At 34.4% G+C, this 16,031-nt stretch carries 18 protein-coding genes; 11 read left to right on the forward strand and 7 right to left on the reverse strand.

All coding sequences use genetic code 11. The annotated features are described in order from the left end of the window. From ACEPXG_RS05670 to ACEPXG_RS05685, 4 genes are all read left to right on the forward strand, one after another. Positions 1-627 (forward strand): cytochrome c oxidase subunit 3, encoded by a 627-nt coding sequence (locus ACEPXG_RS05670; protein WP_391208335.1) that lies wholly within the window; start codon positions 1-3, stop codon positions 625-627. 1 nt (position 628) lies between these two features. After that, on the forward strand, positions 629-961 hold the full coding sequence (gene ctaF, locus ACEPXG_RS05675; protein ID WP_391208337.1) for a cytochrome c oxidase subunit IVB: 333 nt from the start codon (positions 629-631) through the stop codon (positions 959-961). A 1,032-nt stretch (positions 962-1,993) separates the two neighbouring features. After that, positions 1,994-2,911, forward strand: a complete 918-nt coding sequence (gene ctaG, locus ACEPXG_RS05680; RefSeq protein WP_391208339.1) for a cytochrome c oxidase assembly factor CtaG — start codon at positions 1,994-1,996, stop codon at positions 2,909-2,911. Positions 2,912-3,012: 101 nt separating this feature from the next. Beyond that, the gene (locus tag ACEPXG_RS05685; RefSeq protein WP_391209790.1) at positions 3,013-3,474 is read left to right on the forward strand and encodes a DUF420 domain-containing protein; all 462 of its coding nucleotides are present in this window, start codon (positions 3,013-3,015) and stop codon (positions 3,472-3,474) included. 624 nt (positions 3,475-4,098) lie between these two features. On the opposite strand, the gene ytvI is transcribed toward ACEPXG_RS05685, so the two are convergent. Both ytvI and ACEPXG_RS05695 read right to left on the reverse strand, forming a co-directional pair. Then, positions 4,099-5,160 carry a sporulation integral membrane protein YtvI gene (gene ytvI, locus ACEPXG_RS05690; RefSeq protein WP_391208341.1) on the reverse strand — a complete coding sequence of 354 codons (1,062 nt, stop codon included), beginning with the start codon at positions 5,158-5,160 and terminating at the stop codon, positions 4,099-4,101. Between the two features lie 102 nt (positions 5,161-5,262). Further along, a complete protein-coding gene (locus ACEPXG_RS05695; RefSeq protein WP_391208343.1) occupies positions 5,263-5,628 on the reverse strand; it encodes a YugN family protein in 366 nt (121 codons plus the stop codon). 152 nt (positions 5,629-5,780) lie between these two features. Here ACEPXG_RS05695 and ACEPXG_RS05700 point away from each other — a divergent pair, with 152 nt between their 5' ends. Further along, the gene (locus ACEPXG_RS05700; RefSeq protein WP_391208345.1) at positions 5,781-6,857 is read left to right on the forward strand and encodes a CAP domain-containing protein; all 1,077 of its coding nucleotides are present in this window, start codon (positions 5,781-5,783) and stop codon (positions 6,855-6,857) included. Positions 6,858-6,860: 3 nt separating this feature from the next. Here the strand turns inward: ACEPXG_RS05700 and ACEPXG_RS05705 are convergent, their stop codons facing one another. Next, positions 6,861-7,592 (reverse strand): aspartate kinase, encoded by a 732-nt coding sequence (locus ACEPXG_RS05705; protein ID WP_391208347.1) that lies wholly within the window; start codon positions 7,590-7,592, stop codon positions 6,861-6,863. Positions 7,593-7,754: 162 nt separating this feature from the next. Between ACEPXG_RS05705 and ACEPXG_RS05710 the strand changes: the two genes are divergently transcribed. Next, on the forward strand, positions 7,755-9,161 hold the full coding sequence (locus ACEPXG_RS05710; protein ID WP_391208349.1) for a UDP-N-acetylmuramoyl-L-alanyl-D-glutamate--2,6-diaminopimelate ligase: 1,407 nt from the start codon (positions 7,755-7,757) through the stop codon (positions 9,159-9,161). On the opposite strand, the gene ACEPXG_RS05715 is transcribed toward ACEPXG_RS05710, so the two are convergent. Next, the gene (locus tag ACEPXG_RS05715) at positions 9,110-9,607 is read right to left on the reverse strand and encodes a PaaI family thioesterase (protein WP_391208351.1); all 498 of its coding nucleotides are present in this window, start codon (positions 9,605-9,607) and stop codon (positions 9,110-9,112) included. The two genes, ACEPXG_RS05710 and ACEPXG_RS05715, sit on opposite strands and share 52 nt — an antisense overlap. A gap of 82 nt (positions 9,608-9,689) precedes the next feature. On the opposite strand from ACEPXG_RS05715, the gene ACEPXG_RS05720 reads away from it, so the two are divergent. Then, the gene (locus tag ACEPXG_RS05720) at positions 9,690-10,139 is read left to right on the forward strand and encodes a YlbF family regulator (RefSeq protein WP_391208353.1); all 450 of its coding nucleotides are present in this window, start codon (positions 9,690-9,692) and stop codon (positions 10,137-10,139) included. Positions 10,140-10,657: 518 nt separating this feature from the next. On the opposite strand, the gene ACEPXG_RS05725 is transcribed toward ACEPXG_RS05720, so the two are convergent. Continuing rightward, complete coding sequence (locus ACEPXG_RS05725; RefSeq protein ID WP_391208355.1) at positions 10,658-11,560, reverse strand: glycerophosphodiester phosphodiesterase; 903 nt, start codon at positions 11,558-11,560, stop codon at positions 10,658-10,660. Positions 11,561-11,694: 134 nt separating this feature from the next. On the opposite strand from ACEPXG_RS05725, the gene ACEPXG_RS05730 reads away from it, so the two are divergent. Further along, positions 11,695-11,967: a YlbG family protein gene (locus ACEPXG_RS05730; RefSeq protein WP_391208357.1), complete on the forward strand. Its 273-nt coding sequence runs from the start codon at positions 11,695-11,697 to the stop codon at positions 11,965-11,967. A gap of 6 nt (positions 11,968-11,973) precedes the next feature. Here ACEPXG_RS05730 and ACEPXG_RS05735 read toward each other — a convergent pair whose 3' ends face one another. Next, positions 11,974-12,360 carry a methylthioribose kinase gene (locus tag ACEPXG_RS05735; RefSeq protein ID WP_391208358.1) on the reverse strand — a complete coding sequence of 129 codons (387 nt, stop codon included), beginning with the start codon at positions 12,358-12,360 and terminating at the stop codon, positions 11,974-11,976. A 52-nt stretch (positions 12,361-12,412) separates the two neighbouring features. Between ACEPXG_RS05735 and ACEPXG_RS05740 the strand changes: the two genes are divergently transcribed. From ACEPXG_RS05740 to coaD, 3 genes are all read left to right on the forward strand, one after another. Beyond that, positions 12,413-13,831: a hypothetical protein gene (locus ACEPXG_RS05740; RefSeq protein WP_391208360.1), complete on the forward strand. Its 1,419-nt coding sequence runs from the start codon at positions 12,413-12,415 to the stop codon at positions 13,829-13,831. Between the two features lie 103 nt (positions 13,832-13,934). Continuing rightward, positions 13,935-14,501, forward strand: coding sequence for a 16S rRNA (guanine(966)-N(2))-methyltransferase RsmD (gene rsmD, locus ACEPXG_RS05745; protein WP_391208362.1), 567 nt, complete (start codon positions 13,935-13,937; stop codon positions 14,499-14,501). Between the two features lies 1 nt (position 14,502). Continuing rightward, positions 14,503-14,988: a pantetheine-phosphate adenylyltransferase gene (coaD, locus tag ACEPXG_RS05750; RefSeq protein ID WP_391208364.1), complete on the forward strand. Its 486-nt coding sequence runs from the start codon at positions 14,503-14,505 to the stop codon at positions 14,986-14,988. 125 nt (positions 14,989-15,113) lie between these two features. On the opposite strand, the gene ACEPXG_RS05755 is transcribed toward coaD, so the two are convergent. Beyond that, positions 15,114-15,995 (reverse strand): hypothetical protein, encoded by an 882-nt coding sequence (locus ACEPXG_RS05755; RefSeq protein ID WP_391208366.1) that lies wholly within the window; start codon positions 15,993-15,995, stop codon positions 15,114-15,116. Positions 15,996-16,031: the final 36 nt, after the last annotated feature.

Below are 16,031 nucleotides of genomic sequence, written 5' to 3' on the forward strand. Positions count from 1 at the left end.
ATGGACTTTAATACGAAGTACACCCCACAATCTTGGCCAGATCATCCAGAGCAAGTAACTTTAGAAGGTAAAAACAAATTCTTAGGTTTCTGGTTATTTCTAGGTGGAGAAACTGTATTATTCGCTAGTTTATTTGCTACTTATTTAGCTCTAAAAGACAAGGGACCAAGTGGAATGGAGTTTTCAACTCATTCACTTTATGAGTTGCCACTAGCTTTTGTTATGACTATGTTGCTTTTAACTTCATCTTTAACAAGTGTTTATGCAATGTATCATATGAAAAACCATAACTTTAAAGGTATGCAAACTTGGATGGCAATCACGGTATTCCTTGGACTTGGATTCTTAGCATTAGAGATTTATGAGTTTAATCATTATGTTCACTTAGGTTTTAATTATGGTCAAAGTGCATTTTCATCTGCTTTCTTTACATTAGTTGGAACGCATGGTCTTCACGTAGTAATTGGTCTAGGATGGATTATTTTACTGCTTTTACGTAATGCAAAACGCGGATTTAGCTTATATAATGCACCAAAATACTATACTGCTTCTTTATACTGGCACTTTATCGATGTTGTGTGGGTATTCATCTTTACAGTAGTATACTTGATGGGAGTTGTTGGTTAATATGTCACACGACGCTCACGTTTATGTGAAAACACAAACAGAGTATGAATATACTCGTCGTAAAAGAAGAGAAGAAATGCGTGGTCAAGTAACTACATTTGCGATAATGATTTTTCTAACATTAGTTGCTTTTAGTTCGGTTGCTGCTGGCTTTTCAAAGTATTTTGTTGTGCCAGTAATATTACTATTTGCTGCTATTCAAGTGGTATTACAACTTTACTACTTCATGCATATGAGTGAAAAAAATCATGGTATTACTGCTTTCTTCTTATATCTAGGTGCAACTTTTGCATTTACTTTTATCCTTACGTTTTTAACAATTGTTTGGTGGTAAATAAAATTATAAAGCGGGACTAAGATTATTCTTAGTCTCGTTTTTTTTGTGGTAACTGGCATATAGTGTCTCTGATGTTTAATCCAAAGCACTCGGGAAACTGTAAAGACTATTTTCACATACCCTTATAGGACGCTTACGCTTTCTCAAAGATGGAAGAATAACTTTACCGTATAGTATCATTACAGAATTCAATGCTGCATCTTCCGTTTTTCTTAAAAGATAAGAAAGTATATGGATTATCGTACTGCGAAACCAGTGTTCATTGTACTTTAAAGAATTATATAATACCGCGGATTTTCGTTTCAGGTGGACGCGTTCCGCGGGGGCGCCGCATTCGCGTCGTTTGCGATATCTCATCTGTCTCCGTGGAACGAAGGCTAAGAGCGCCACATCGTGTGGCAACGCCTTCGTGACCAACATCCTGTTGGCCTCCGTCTGGAGTCGCCACCTTTCACTACAATCCATTAAGTGAGTAGTACCTAACAAGAAGATTTTGTCCAGTTATCGCTAAGAAACCAGTAATAGTAAGGCTTCATAGTATATTTTCAAGGGCTTGATCTTGATTGTTTTTACTTTTACCGTACACAGTATATATGAATCAGTGGGTGTATGATTAGAGTAGGCGGTACTAGAGAAAAATAGAGAGCATTCATTAATAAAGAAGCGCAAAGCGGACGAAATTGTATCTTCGTCCGCTTTTAAAAGAATAGGAAGGGAATTATTCTCTCATTATCCAAACCTAATGTAGCTTGTGTCTGCATAATTCAAGAGGGCGACGGACAAACATCCGCCACAAGATTACCGAAAAAAGTGGATTGAGAAGTGACGCAGTCACTTCTCAATCCACAAAAATTCCATCGGTAATAGTGTAGCCAATGTTTTGTCCAAAGCACTCGAGAAATAGTAAAGACTAGGTGCACTTAAAGGACGCTTGCGTTTTTCTTATTTGTCATAGTTCGTTCATTGAAGTTATAGCTGTAGAGCATTATAATAAGGAAAGTAATGTAGTAGGAAGGAGCGAGGTACCTAATGCCTTTAAGTATATTCGGTTTTCAAGCATTGTGGAGTCCCATCATGATTGGCGTTTTAGTATTGATTACATTATTATATTTCTTTATTACAGTTAAGTGGAGAAAAGACTTTCATGTTTCAGAACCGTTGAAACGAAAAGAAGTTGTTTATTTTCTAACGAGTTTAGTCCTGTTGTATATTATTAAGGGCTCTCCTATAGATTTAATGAGTCATATTATGTTTTCATTTCATATGACACAAATGGCAATATTGCTAATGTTGATTCCCCCTTTATTGATGAAGGGAATTCCATGGTGGGTTTGGAAAGCTGTAAGAGAGTTGCCAGTTGTTCGGAAATTATTTCCTTTTTTCACAAGACCTATGTTTGCATTAATTTTATTTTCGGGTCTGTTTTCTATTTACCATATTCCATTAGTTTTTGATTTTATTAAATTAAATGAAGGGTTACATGGAACTTATACGTTCATCCTGTTTATTTCTGCAATCTGTATGTGGTGGTCCATTGTTGATATAAATGGAGTTGAAAATAAGCTACACGGATTAAAAAAAATTGGTTATATTATAGCCAGTGCTGTATTAATCACTCCAGCGTGTGCGCTTATTATTTTCTCAGACGTACCAATGTACGCTACTTATACAAACCCAGATGCTTGGTTGAAAGCTATGGCACTATGTGTACCAAGTAATACATTAGCTGGTCTTTCATTATCAGGTCCTGAACTATTTTCGAATATGCCTCCATTTGAGGACCAACAACTTGGCGGAGTTATTATGAAAATTATTCAAGAAATAATTTATGGATTTGTTTTATTTTCTATTTTCTTTCAGTGGTATCGAAATGAGCAAGAAAATGCAGATGATATTACTCAAAAAGCATTGGATGATCTACATAATTCAAGTAGAGCTAGAGCCTAGTTCAATAAAAACCAAGGCCAAGCATCTGGACATATACTTTGTAGAATACTCAATACTTTCTTATCAGTTAAAATAAACAGCCGTATTCAAGGAGAATGATGATGAATTTACCTCTATTACCTACAATTAGTACCTCATTTATCGTATTAAGTGCTATCTTGATAGCAATTGGTTGGGTATTAATCAAACAAAGAAAAATTGAAGCACATAAGAAGACGATGTTTGCTGCAGCTATATCAGCTTTAGCTTTTTTTATCATCTATGTTTCACGAACAATATTTATTGGTAATACTGCATTTGGTGGACCGGATGACATCAAAATCTATTACACCATATTTTTAATTTTTCACATTACATTAGCCACTACAGGTGCAGTGTTTGGAATTGTAACGATTTATTTAGGGTTAAAGAATAATATTGCCAAGCACCGTAAAATTGGACCAATTACAAGTATCATTTGGTTCTTTGTAGCAATAACAGGCGTAGCTGTCTATTTATTGTTGTATGTATTTTATCATGGTGGAGATACAACTTCTGTCATAAAAGCGATAATTGGTGGATAAATCAACTATTAAAAATAAAACAGTAGCCAGCTTAAATATGCAGGCTACTGTTTTTTTCTTTTTATAGAATAATAAAGTATATAAATTTTTATTGCTATGACAGGTTGATTTCCGCTTCAGGCGGACGCTTTCCAGGGGGCAAGCATCAAGCCGCTTCCCTCGCTGCGCTCAGTGCAGGGTCTTGATTTGCTTGCTATTCCCCTAGGAGTCGTCGCCTTCCGCTCCAATCAACAGTGCAAATAAGAAAGACAATCTGCTTCGTAGGAATAATGAATTAGTACTTTCCATCGTTTATCTATAGGGCAAGTGGAACCTGAAAAAATAGATAGCATCTATTTATATAGAAGCGCTGAGCGGACGAAATTGCATCTTCGTCCGCTTTTAAAAGAATAGGAAAGATTTATTCTCTCATTATTCTAACCTTATGTACCTTGTCTCTACACATTTCAAGAGGGCAACGGACAAACATCCGCCACAAGATTACCGAAAAAAGAGGATCTGGAAGTGACGCAGTCACTTCCAGATCCTCCATAAAAGCTTCTTTAATAGTGCAGCCAATGTTTCGTCCAAAGCACTCTGGAATTAGTTAAGACAAGATGGACTTAAAGGCCGCTTGCGTTTTTCTCATACTTTAAAGTTAAGTTTTATCATCCCTGATTCTTTTGCAGTTATAAATAATATAACAATTATTGGTCCTATAATAAATCCAAGGATTCCAAATAATTTAGCACCTACAAACATTGCAATTAGGACTGCTAATGGAGATATGCCCATTTGCGAGCCCATTAACTTAGGTTCCACTGTTCTTCTAATAATAATTAGAATAACTGCAAGAATAGTAAGCTTCGTTCCTAAAACAACGTCCCCAGTAAGGAAATGATAGAGAGCCCAAGGTGCTAGAATAATAATAGACCCTAGAATTGGGATAATATCAATAATCCAAATAATAATCGACATAACTATTGCATATTTTGGAGCGATTAACAGTAATCCTATTAGGGTAGCAGCTAAAATGAAAAAACTTGCCAATACTTGTGCTTTTAAAAAGCCAATGACCACTTTTTTTATGCCTTTTGCCATGAATCGTACCTTTTCTGCAGTGCTTTCTGAAAAATATTGAAAAAGCTTTATTCGTAACTGTTCCAAATCAAGCATAAATAAAAATAATGCTACGATGAATACGATGAAACTAACTAAAAAGTTTGGTATATTTGTTAGTAAGGACGTAATATTTGAGTAGCTCAATAAATCAAGTAGAGAATCTTTTAAACTTACTAGAGTATCTTCCAACTTATTCTGTATGGATAATACTACTTCTGCAGGTAATCCTTCTGTATATTTAAATAAGTTATTTTGAATATCTATCCACATTCCTGTTAAATTATTTAAATAATTAGGAATAATTTTTGTTGTGTATATTAATTGTGTGATAAGTTTTGTAATGCCAAAATAAAGTCCTGCTGAAATAATTAACAAAAAGAAAGAAAAATTTGTGATTACGGCAAGTTTTCTATTCCACTTAAATGTTTTTTGTGTAAATTTAACTATTGGTTCAATTATTATAGCTGTAAGGAGTGCTAATACAATAGGAACTGACACAGGCAAGATAAAAATTGCAATCAATAAAAGGATGAGAAGCAGAAAAAAGTATTTAAGATATTTCTTTAAAAAAATTTTGTTTAACAAGAGCAGTACCACCTTCTTATGATTGTTATATTAAGTATAGTCAAAATTTATACTTTTGAACATGAAAAAACGCCAGAGAATATTTTCTCTAGCGTCATTTTATTAGGCGTTCAGTTCAAAAGGTTTTAAATCCGCACTAAGTGCAGTTAATGTCTTCTCACAAGACTTAAGTAAATGATTTGGGAAAACCTCATTTTCACCATATTCAATGCCGTGTGGATAGTAATGTTTACCAAGAGCAGGCTTCAATAATGTGATGATTGCATCATGAGCTCCTACATCTCCATCTTTTGTATAACCAAATACTCGAAGATAAAAAATACCTTCTTTTATTTCAAATTTTTTGTCATAAGTAACGCGCTCATAATCCCATTGTCCTGCACGAATTAGACCGTGCTGTTTCATTACATCATCTAATATGTTTAGATCAATGACAGTGTTTTCGATACCTGTGTTTTCGAAATCCATTTAATTGTCCTCCTTCACGTTCAAATTACCATAGAATACGTTCTCATTAATATTAATTCAAATTTGAAAATGTTGCAATGACAACATTGTGTCTTTGTATACAAGCTTGATATACTAGTGAAAATGGATTAAAACCTAAGGAGATAAATAAGATGAAAAATCTATTTCGTTTCTTAATCGCTATTGCTATTGTACTAGCAGTGTTTATATATTTTGATAATCCTATTCAAGAAAATGAGTTGCTTACCGGCTCGAATAACACTGGACAAATAATTCCGCAAGAAACGAAAGAAATTGTCGAAACTAACAGTATTTTTTCTAGACCTAAAACTGGCATTTCTGTGTTAGTAGGGCAACCATCTTCCAAGGTAATCAAGTTATTAGGAAAACCAGCTCGAATTGAACCCTCCTCATTTGGTTATGAGTGGTGGGTGTATAATGATTCTTATTCAAGTTATCAACTTATAGGAGTTTCTGAAGACAAAGTAAAACAAGTTTTTGTTATTGGTAACTCTGTGGAAGTTACACCTTATAAAATTGGTCAATCAATTGAAGAGATCTATCGCTTTACGCTCGTTCAATCAGAAATTACAATTTCCATTGGAACGAATACATATACCTTTTCGTTAAATGATGATGATATTAACGACCGAATTTTAGTGCAGTTTGATAATTTACTAGCTATCCTCTATATTGATGTCGTTGGCAAACAGCTAGAGGCAGTGAGATTTTCTGATTTTGAAACTCTTTTATTACAGAAACCATATGATATTTTATATAACGGCTCGATGATAGAAACACAGACTCCCACTTCTTCTTTTCAAATTGCCGTAGATCGTGCAAATGAGAGACAAATTTTTGAAATTACAAATGCCTATCGACTGAGACATGGCGTTAGAGTTTTAGAATCAGATATGCCCTTGCAAGAAATAGCTAGAATGCAAAGTAAAGATATGGCTAAAAGTAATGTTGTAGTAAATGATTTAGCTGAAATTCCTAAGTTAAGCGATACATTAAAAGAATCAAATATAGAGTTTGCAAGAGCTGGTGGAAATACAGCTGCTTTTTATTTTGATGCAGGAGAAGCGGTAAACGGATGGTTAAACTCAAAAAATCATAGAGATACCCTATTAGGGAGAAGGTATACGCACACTGGAGTAGGAGTATACGGAAATTACTATACACAGAATCTTATCGAAAGACCGATTTCCAAAGAGGATAGACCATAATTATTAATGAAATACGAAAGTCCCATCTCCTTCTTCATATAACGAACGAATATGCAGTGGGACTTTATACAGAGCAGCAAATTTAGCTGCTCTTTTTTGTATGATTTCTACAGGTGCACTTATTATAGTTTGAAGTTCTTCGTAAGACATAACAGGTATTAATTCCACCGATTTGTTTGTAGAAGGATCTGATGTCATTACACCAGGAACATTTTTATAAAACTCTACAACTTCAGCTTTTAAATGATGCCCATAGAAGACAGCAGTAAAATCACTTCCACCTCTACCAAGTGTTGTGAAATTGTTTGTTTTTTCAGATATACCTTGAAATCCAGGTACTATAATGCAAGGAAAATCATTGAATGTAGAATTCAATATATTCGTATTCACATCTATTATATTTGCGTTTCCGTATGCTTCATTTGTGATGATTCCAGCGTTCTTCCCATAAATAACTGTAGTACTAATTCCTCCTTTTTTTAATTCAGCACATAAAACAGATGCTGAAATTAATTCACCACATGCTGAAAGTAAATCTGACTCAATACTACTAAGAGTTGTTGGAATTAGATCTAAGAGTGTATCCGTTGAGTAATGCTGGCCTCTTCTTCCCATGGCAGATACAACTACCAATACTTGTTCATGATTTTTTATTGCTCTTTGAATATGCTTAATGATCAATTTCCTACTTTGATGATCTTGCATAGCAATACCACCATATTTTTGAATTATCATACCTTCATCCACTTTGTTCGTGACATTTCATTCACTCCGTTCATACGATACAAGGAATTCATTTTACTTTATGCGAACATACAAGAATGGTGTAGGGAGTGAAGAATTATTAATTCTTTAAAAGAATTACTAAATGGCGTGCAATATGAGATTGTGGGAGATTTGTCACAGACAAAGATAAATAGATGGATTGATCATTCAAAACAAATCGAAGAAGGGGATATATTTGTCTCTCAAACAAATAATCGAATTTTTATGGAAGAAGCGATTCAAAAAGGAGCAATTGCCGTTTTAACTAAATGCTTTATCCCTGATTGTATCGTTCCACAAATAATAATACCCGCAGATATGGACGGTTTTATAAAACGGGTGTCAACTGTTTCTTATGAACGCTACGGAAAACAGATAAAAACGATAGGCATAACAGGAACAAACGGAAAAACTACCGTTGCATCATTTATAGGACAGTTATTAATGCAACAAAATAAATCGGTTTGTGTCATAGGAACTCTAGGTGTATATGTCAACGGAGAAAAATTAAATAACTTATTTCGGAATAATACTACTTTGCCTTTTTATGATTTCATGCAAGTAGTTAAGTATTGTTATGAAAAAAATGTTGAATATATAGTATTAGAGGCTTCTTCACAAGGGCTATTAGACCAACGATTAGGTAATTATCCAATAGATGTAGGCGTATTTCTTAATATAGGAAAAGATCATATTGAGTTCCACGGAGGAATGGTTCCTTATAAAAAATCCAAAGAAATGCTTATCCCTCTTTCAAAGCAACTTGTTATTAATGACGATGATGCATGGTGCCAATCTATCGCTGATAAAACTCGCTTGCCAATTATTCGCTTTGGAGAAAATTTTACAAATGACGTTGTTTATCAAAAAGTAGATTACTCAACGGAAAAGGTACGATACAAATATTTAATAAAAGAAAAAGAACTTCAAGTAGAGATGAATAATAGTGGTTATTATAATGGATTGAATTTAGCAGCGGCAATAGCTGTGATGGGAGCGTTAGGTTTTCCATTGGACGAAGTGAAAACCGTAAACCTTCCTATAGGGAGATTAGAACGAATTCATAATAATGTGGGAATTGAAGTGCTTATTGACTATGCTCATACGCCTGATGCACTAGAAGCAAGTTTATCGGCAGTGGCATCTTATGCCAAGCGGAATATATATGTCGTTTTTGGATGTGGTGGAAATCGAGATAAACAAAAGAGGAAATGGATGGGGGAAGTGGCTACAAAATATGCAACTAAAGCTATAATAACGAACGACAATCCAAGGAATGAACATCCGAAGGACATTATTGCCGATATACTAAAAGGAGTGGATATAGAAAAAGTAATTACTGAAACCGATCGAAAACAAGCAATTATCATCGCTTTAAGCAATGCTAAAAAAGGGGATATAGTATTAATAGCGGGAAAGGGACATGAACAAGAACAGATTGTTAACGATCTAGTGGTCCCTTTTTCTGATCATGAAGTTGTCCGAAGTTATTTCGAGGGGCTATGTGGTGTTATAACGAAAAATGATCCAGTAGCATAAGCAATTTTTTTGCCATCCGACTGTGATACTGTACATTCCATAACTAAAGTTTGACGCCCTTTATGTAAGTAGGATGCAGTTGCTATCAGCGTTTTTTCTGTAGAAGCTTTGACATAATGAATCGTCATAGTTGTAGTTACAGCACCTCTACCTTCTGCGCTTAAGTCCTTATTTACAAGGAAGCCCATTGCATTATCTGTTAGGGTAGCAATTACCCCTCCGTGAGGCATATCAAAGCTATTAAAGGAAAGTGGGGTTACTGGTAGAGTTACAACACATCTATTCTCCTCAAAATGTGTATTCATATGAAATATTGCATTTAAGTAGGTAGGTGCTTCCTTTTTTTGTTTATTTTGTATGCCTTTTAAAAATTCTGTGAGTAATTTTAATTCAACTTCTGTAGCGTTTTCAGTTACTTGATTTATCAATGATTGTAATTCATTCATTTTTTTACTCCTAACAATAAGATAATAGTTTAGCAATTAGTTTTACTTTTTGATATGATAAAAAGGATTGGAGGATTGTCAAATGATTATGACCAACGAATGGGCCAACTTAATGGACCACTCTGATAAACTATGTAAAATGATTCTCTCCTCTGAACAATTTTATCGATACTTAGATGCACATCGTGCTGTATATACAAATTCGAACATAGTTAGTGAAATAAATCATTTCGCTAAACTAAAAGACCAATATGAAGAGGTTCAACGGTTCGGAAAATACCATCCAGATTATTCGATAGTTATGAAAGATATTCGAGTAACTAAAAGAAAACTGGATATGGTAGATGAAATTGCAACACTGAAAGTTGCTGAAAACGATTTGCAAGACTTACTAGATGAAGTGAGCTTGTTAATCGGTAAATCTGTTTCAGAAGGTGTCAAAGTACCAGTAAGTAATCCATTTTTTGCTTCTAGCGGTTCAAGTTGCGGAAGTGGTTGTGGTACAGGTGGTTCTTGCTCCTGTTCTGCATAATAATAACTATAAAGGATGTGTGCTAACAAGCACACATCCTTTATAGTATAACTTTTTAAATTTGCTGTCCAGACACCAGCAACTGTTTCAAGAGGTCGCAGCACAAACATCCGTCACAAGAATACCGTTCACAATAATCATGAAACAGTGGGTAGATGATTATAGTAAGTGGTTCTTGAGAAAAATAGTTAGCATCTATTGATAAAGAAGTGCTGAGCGGACGAAATTGTATCTTCGTCCGCTTTTAAAAGAATAGGAAAGCATCTAATCTCTCATTAACCAACCCTAATGCATCATGTCTCTACAAATTCCGAGAGGGCGACGGACAAACATTCGCTACAAGATTACCGGAAAAAAAGGATCGTGAAGTGACACAGTCACTTCACGATCCTTTGCTCTAACGTTAACAGTGTAGCCAAGATTTCGTCCAAAGCACTATGAAAAAGGTGAAAATAAGATGCACTTAAAGGACGCTTCCGTTTTTCTTACAGATAGACATATTTTTTTCTCAAAGTTTATTAGTCTAGTTTGAGTGCTTCGATAGCTAGATCAGGACGATCGGTTATTATACCTTTTGCGCCGTTTTTAATAAGTTTTCTCATCACATTTGGGTCATCGATTGTCCAATAATGGACAGGAATATTCAAAGAAGTTAAAAACTTAATGAAATTTGCACTGTCTAAAGGAAACATATTAGACTTAACAGGAATTTGAAAAACATCCGCTTTTGGATGATATAAATGTTTAAACTGACTCGTAAATGCTGTATATGCTTTTCGTACTTCTTTTTCACCGGCTCCAAGTGCAACCGTGTTTTGAGCATATAAATTAAAACGATCAATTTGATCATCATAAAAACTAGTTACAACCACTCGTTGAAATGCCTCTTTCTCTTCAAGTAATCTCCAAAGCTTAGATGGCATTAAACTGCCCTCATATGTTGGGGGAGCATCTTTAATATCCATATTAATAAGCATTTGAGGATACTTATCTAAAAGTTCACCTAATGTCATTATATGCTCTCCGCAATCTCGGTAGGAGTATTCTCCGTTTAAATCTACAAAATGATAGCCCAAATCTGCCTTTTTAAGCTCGTCTAATGTGTAATCCGCCACTCTTCCAGAAAAATTTGTGACTCTACTCATATATTCATCGTGAAAAACAATAATTTCCTCATCTTTTGTTAGTCTTAAATCTATTTCAAATCCATGCACTCCGAGTTTTGCCGCATTCTCAAATGCTGCGGGAGAACATTCGGGTGCAAGTGCCGATCCTCCGCGATGCGCTAATATTATAGGTTGTTCATATTCAAGCGCTTCTTTTGCTGTTCGGCTTAGAGGTTTTGAAAGTGCTTTTGTACTAGCCCAAGCAGCCCCAGCTGCTGCTGCAATGGCAATCGCAACATTTGTTTTTTTGCCCATTCCTTTTTAATCCTCCTTTTAAATCGAAAGGTAGTTTTTATTATATCGAAATGCATCCCAACTGTCAGCTAGTTGTTGTTGCTATCAATTTCATGCATATGTTATCCTTGATAGGAAGAAATGAGGGGAATCGTATGACAGAAAGACAAGGATTAGTTGTCTATGTGCATCATTTAAAACAAGCGAAATCTTTACGGAAATATGGGCATGTCCATTATATTTCGAAAAGACTAAAATATGTTGTCTTATATTGCGATCAGGACCAGATTGAAACTGCTAAGCAAAAAATGAATAAACTTCCTTTTGTAAAAGAAATTTTGGAATCTTATCGTCCATTTTTAAAAACTGAATTTGAAAATAGTAAGCCGGATAAAGCGAAAGAATACGATTATAAAATCGGTTTATAGCTTACTCTATTGTAACGGTGGTATGAAATGATTTAAGCGTAGTATTCCGATGACATACTGATAGAATAATCCCTTATCAACAAAATTAGCTGAATGTTTAATATCCATTTGAACAGGCACTATTTTTAACTCTTTTAGAGTTTCATGAAAGGTAGAAAGCCTTTGTGGAATTGGAGTAATTTTAGGTATTCCTTCGAGGCATATATAAATCGGAAAAAAATTAGCTTTATTTATTGGGTTAAGGGCAATTGCGATTGAATAATATTCTTTCTCTTGTTTTTTAGAAGAAAAGATAAAAGCCCGGTGTATTCGATTGTTGTTTACTCGAGCAAGTTCACAAAGCTCAAATATATCTCCATAACCCTCTCCAAGCTCAATAAAACGTTGAATCATTGAAAACACTTCCTTTCCAAACCATCTTACCACTTTGTTGGAGGACAATTCTATGAAATTTGTTATTAGTTTTTTATCCATGTTACTCGTTGTTACGAATAGTGTTCTTTTACTATTTCAATATCACGTTTATTCCTCGAGCTTGGAAGAGAATGGAACATCTTTTTATTACGAACAAGAGATTGAAATGAAAATGAAAGAAAATAAAATCATTGTAAAACAACATTTTAATAATCTTCCAAACGAACAAACGACCATTTTATGGCCAATTTCAAGTGAAAATAGAAGTTGTGATTTAAGTATAAGCGAGAGCTGTAAACGTTTATCAGAAGATTTGACTACTTTTAAAGAGGGGGAATCCTCTAAGCAAAGTATTTCTTATGAAATTCCTTTAGTAGACGGATTTCAAGATAAAAAAACTTTGTCTGACTTCCTTGTCAAACTTGAAAAAGGACAGGTATCTTACACAACACTTCATGTTACGGATGAGTTAAAAAGAGGCGGAATGTGGGTTAGTGGCTTGCCCATTATTGGAATTGAATCATTAGATTTAATTGATTACTCCCTCTCCTACGGATCTGGAAATATTACCGATTTATATTGGCAAAAAAAGGTGCTGCCTATCGTATTTGAAGATGATTATGTCACTCTTTATTCAGAGAAAAAAATATCTAAAGAACTTATGAATCAGCTAAAAGAATTGCGTTTACCAAATAGTGAACATGTATCCGTTCTTTTTGAGAAAAATACTAATCATATGAATGCATCTCGAATTTCCTTTATTGATAGCGAAGACATTGCTTCTTTACAACAAGAGTTAGTTGTAAAGAATGTTCAGTTAAAATATGGAATAGATTCTTCTAATTTATTATTGGCAGAAGTTATTAGTAGTTATTTAATGAACCGCCCAATTGGATCAGAGAAGGCTAATTGGATGTATGAAACATTGAATAATTATTTTACAACAGATCAACTTGCTGACTGGAAATCCAAACTACAAAGCAATAAAAGATTGAATGCGGAAAAACTAGACAAATTATTGTCTAATACTATTGGTCTAAAGACTTCCTATTTTACTTTTAATATGCAGTTTAGTTCGGAAAATTTCCCATTATTATTTGAAGACTCTCGAACGGTTTATATAAATGAATTACAACAAGAGAATATGAAAGTATTGTTCAAAGATGGTAAGGTACTTTATGCTGCTGAGCCACTACTTGCAGTATTAGGTTACACACTAAAAGATACAAATAAAGGACTTTTCGTTCAAAATACCTCAAGAGCTTTTCGATTTCCAATTCATGAACCTTTTTATGTATTAAACGAAAAAAGATTTGATGCAATGTCAGAACCATTTGAAAAAATAGGGTCGGTTTATTATATTGAAGAAGCGTGGATGATTCGATTGTTTTTAGTTGACATTAGTAAGCAGGATAAACGAATTACGATTACACAATCTGCGCTATTTTAACTTAGTTCAGCATCACTTATATGTGGTGAGATGAACGAAATAATTTAAAGTAAATTCTGGACGTACATACGCCAAGGCAAATTTGATAGCTAGGAGAAACTAGATGAGAGTAATATCAGGATCAAGAAAAGGGTTACCTTTAAAAGCAGTACCAGGAACAAATACGAGACCCACAACAGATAAAGTAAAAGAATCTATTTTTAATATGATTGGTCCATATTTCGATGGAGGTATTGCTGTCGATTTATTTGCCGGAAGTGGGAGTTTAGGGATTGAAGCGATGAGTCGAGGAATCGATACTTGCGTTTTTATTGAAAAAGACCAAAAAGCGCTGCAAACGATTATAGAAAATTTAAAGAAGTGCCGATTGGAAGAATCGAGTGAACTATACAAAATCGATGCTTCTAGAGCTATAAAAGCATTTGAAAAAAGGGAGCTTTCCATTGATTTGTTATTCGTAGATCCTCCTTATAACAAAATATTATTTTACGATTTAGCTAAAAAAATTGTAGAAACTGGATGTATGAATGATACGGGGATTATTGTTTGCGAGCATGATAAAACGGTTGACTTAGAAACTGATTTAGGAACTTTTACGCTTGTTAAACGAGAAATTTATGGAAGTACTATTATTTCAATTTATCGTAAACGTATAGAAGAGGTGAATTAAATTGGTTAAAATTGCAGTCGTACCAGGGAGTTTTGATCCGATTACAAATGGACATTTAGACATTATTACACGAGGAGCATCGATTTTTGAACAAGTAAATGTTGTGGTGTTAAATAACTCCTCTAAAAATCCTTTATTCTCCGTTGAAGAACGAGTAAAACTTATTGAAGATGCAACTGCACATCTTCCAAATGTTAGAGTAGAGACATTTTCAGGATTATTAATGGACTATGCAGAAAACGTAAATGCGAGCGCTATCATTAGAGGATTGCGAGCAGTATCCGACTTTGAATATGAAATGCAAATTACTTCGATGAACCGGGTGTTGAATGATGAAATCGAAACTTTCTTTATCATGACTAAAAACCAATATTCGTTTTTAAGTTCTAGTATAGTAAAAGAAGTTGCAAAATATGGCGGATACATTGGAGAACTTGTACCACCTCAAGTCGAAGCTGCGCTTAAAATCAAATATGACACTAACTAACCTTGCAATCTTTGCAAGGTTTTTTTTTCCTTATTTAGCTCCTCTAAATATTTTCACTACACGAATGTTACGGGAACGTTACGGGTGCCTGGCACCCGTAACGTTCCCGTAACATTAAGTGATATTCATGCTACGAAATAGAAGATTGTTGGGATCAGGATTACGTGTAGTATGCGGAAAAGTAAATATTTCCGAATAGAAATACCTGCTTTTTGTGCTAAAACGATTATTTGCATATGGATACTTATCCCACTAAACGCAATGATTAGTGCAACAATTACAGGAAGCATAGCTTTCCCGGATAATATTTCTCCTGCGAGACTAATTCCTCCAGTCATTTCAAAGAATGAAGCAACAAATACTAACAAAAGTGGTGAGATGGAAGGAAGTATCTCCTTTATCGATTCAAATACAATGATACTCACGGTGGTAAAGAATACCACAGTCGTCCCAATGAGCAACAATATTTGCGAGGTTTCTTTAATGCTTTCTTGAAATGGTGAGGCTGATAGTTTAGTTGTCTCAACATTCATTTGAATAGTGGGAGATAATATGATGAATACTAATAAGAATAAAAAATTTACTACATGAATAATGATTAACAATTTCAAACCCGAAATCTCTGCCTGAAAAATATTAATACCTACGAATCCAATAACAAACATTGGGCTTGGTGCGTGGCAAATTGCCAATAACCAACTCGCATTGCGATTATTTAAAGTCCCCATTTCCTTAAGTGAGGAAATGATGGCTGCCCCGCTCGGAAACCCTCCTATAGCACTCAAAAGGAAAATATTAATATATAGTTTGAACTTATTTTGAGTTTTTAAAAAAGTGTTTTGAGATCGTATAAACATCTGCGTGATCACCAGGTATGGAAGTAAATAAGGGAGTAAAGCTGTCGTGAATATCCGCATTCCTTCAATTGCTCCTTTATGCGCAACACCAGGTTGCAAAAACAGAAGAGTAATAAGGACCCAACTACTAAGCGTTATTATTTTGTGCAATTGAATTCATCCTTTTGTGCTGATTAGAAAATTCTG

The organism is Psychrobacillus sp. L4, assembly GCF_042944905.1.
Taxonomy (GTDB): domain Bacteria; phylum Bacillota; class Bacilli; order Bacillales_A; family Planococcaceae; genus Psychrobacillus.

What these genes read in the sequence shown, in the direction of transcription:
- ACEPXG_RS05735 (WP_391208358.1), bottom strand. Translation starts at nt 12,360, where the DNA reads ATGATTCAACGTTTTATTGAGCTTGGAGAGGGTTATGGAGATATATTT.
- ACEPXG_RS05705 (WP_391208347.1), bottom strand. Translation starts at nt 7,592, where the DNA reads ATGATAATTCAAAAATATGGTGGTATTGCTATGCAAGATCATCAAAGT.
- ctaG (WP_391208339.1), top strand. Translation starts at nt 1,994, where the DNA reads ATGCCTTTAAGTATATTCGGTTTTCAAGCATTGTGGAGTCCCATCATG.
- ACEPXG_RS05695 (WP_391208343.1), bottom strand. Translation starts at nt 5,628, where the DNA reads ATGGATTTCGAAAACACAGGTATCGAAAACACTGTCATTGATCTAAAC.
- ACEPXG_RS05715 (WP_391208351.1), bottom strand. Translation starts at nt 9,607, where the DNA reads ATGAATGAATTACAATCATTGATAAATCAAGTAACTGAAAACGCTACA.
- ACEPXG_RS05720 (WP_391208353.1), top strand. Translation starts at nt 9,690, where the DNA reads ATGATTATGACCAACGAATGGGCCAACTTAATGGACCACTCTGATAAA.
- ACEPXG_RS05730 (WP_391208357.1), top strand. Translation starts at nt 11,695, where the DNA reads ATGACAGAAAGACAAGGATTAGTTGTCTATGTGCATCATTTAAAACAA.
- ACEPXG_RS05685 (WP_391209790.1), top strand. Translation starts at nt 3,013, where the DNA reads ATGAATTTACCTCTATTACCTACAATTAGTACCTCATTTATCGTATTA.
- rsmD (WP_391208362.1), top strand. Translation starts at nt 13,935, where the DNA reads ATGAGAGTAATATCAGGATCAAGAAAAGGGTTACCTTTAAAAGCAGTA.
- ctaF (WP_391208337.1), top strand. Translation starts at nt 629, where the DNA reads ATGTCACACGACGCTCACGTTTATGTGAAAACACAAACAGAGTATGAA.
- ACEPXG_RS05740 (WP_391208360.1), top strand. Translation starts at nt 12,413, where the DNA reads ATGAAATTTGTTATTAGTTTTTTATCCATGTTACTCGTTGTTACGAAT.
- ACEPXG_RS05670 (WP_391208335.1), top strand. Translation starts at nt 1, where the DNA reads ATGGACTTTAATACGAAGTACACCCCACAATCTTGGCCAGATCATCCA.
- ACEPXG_RS05725 (WP_391208355.1), bottom strand. Translation starts at nt 11,560, where the DNA reads ATGGGCAAAAAAACAAATGTTGCGATTGCCATTGCAGCAGCAGCTGGG.
- ACEPXG_RS05700 (WP_391208345.1), top strand. Translation starts at nt 5,781, where the DNA reads ATGAAAAATCTATTTCGTTTCTTAATCGCTATTGCTATTGTACTAGCA.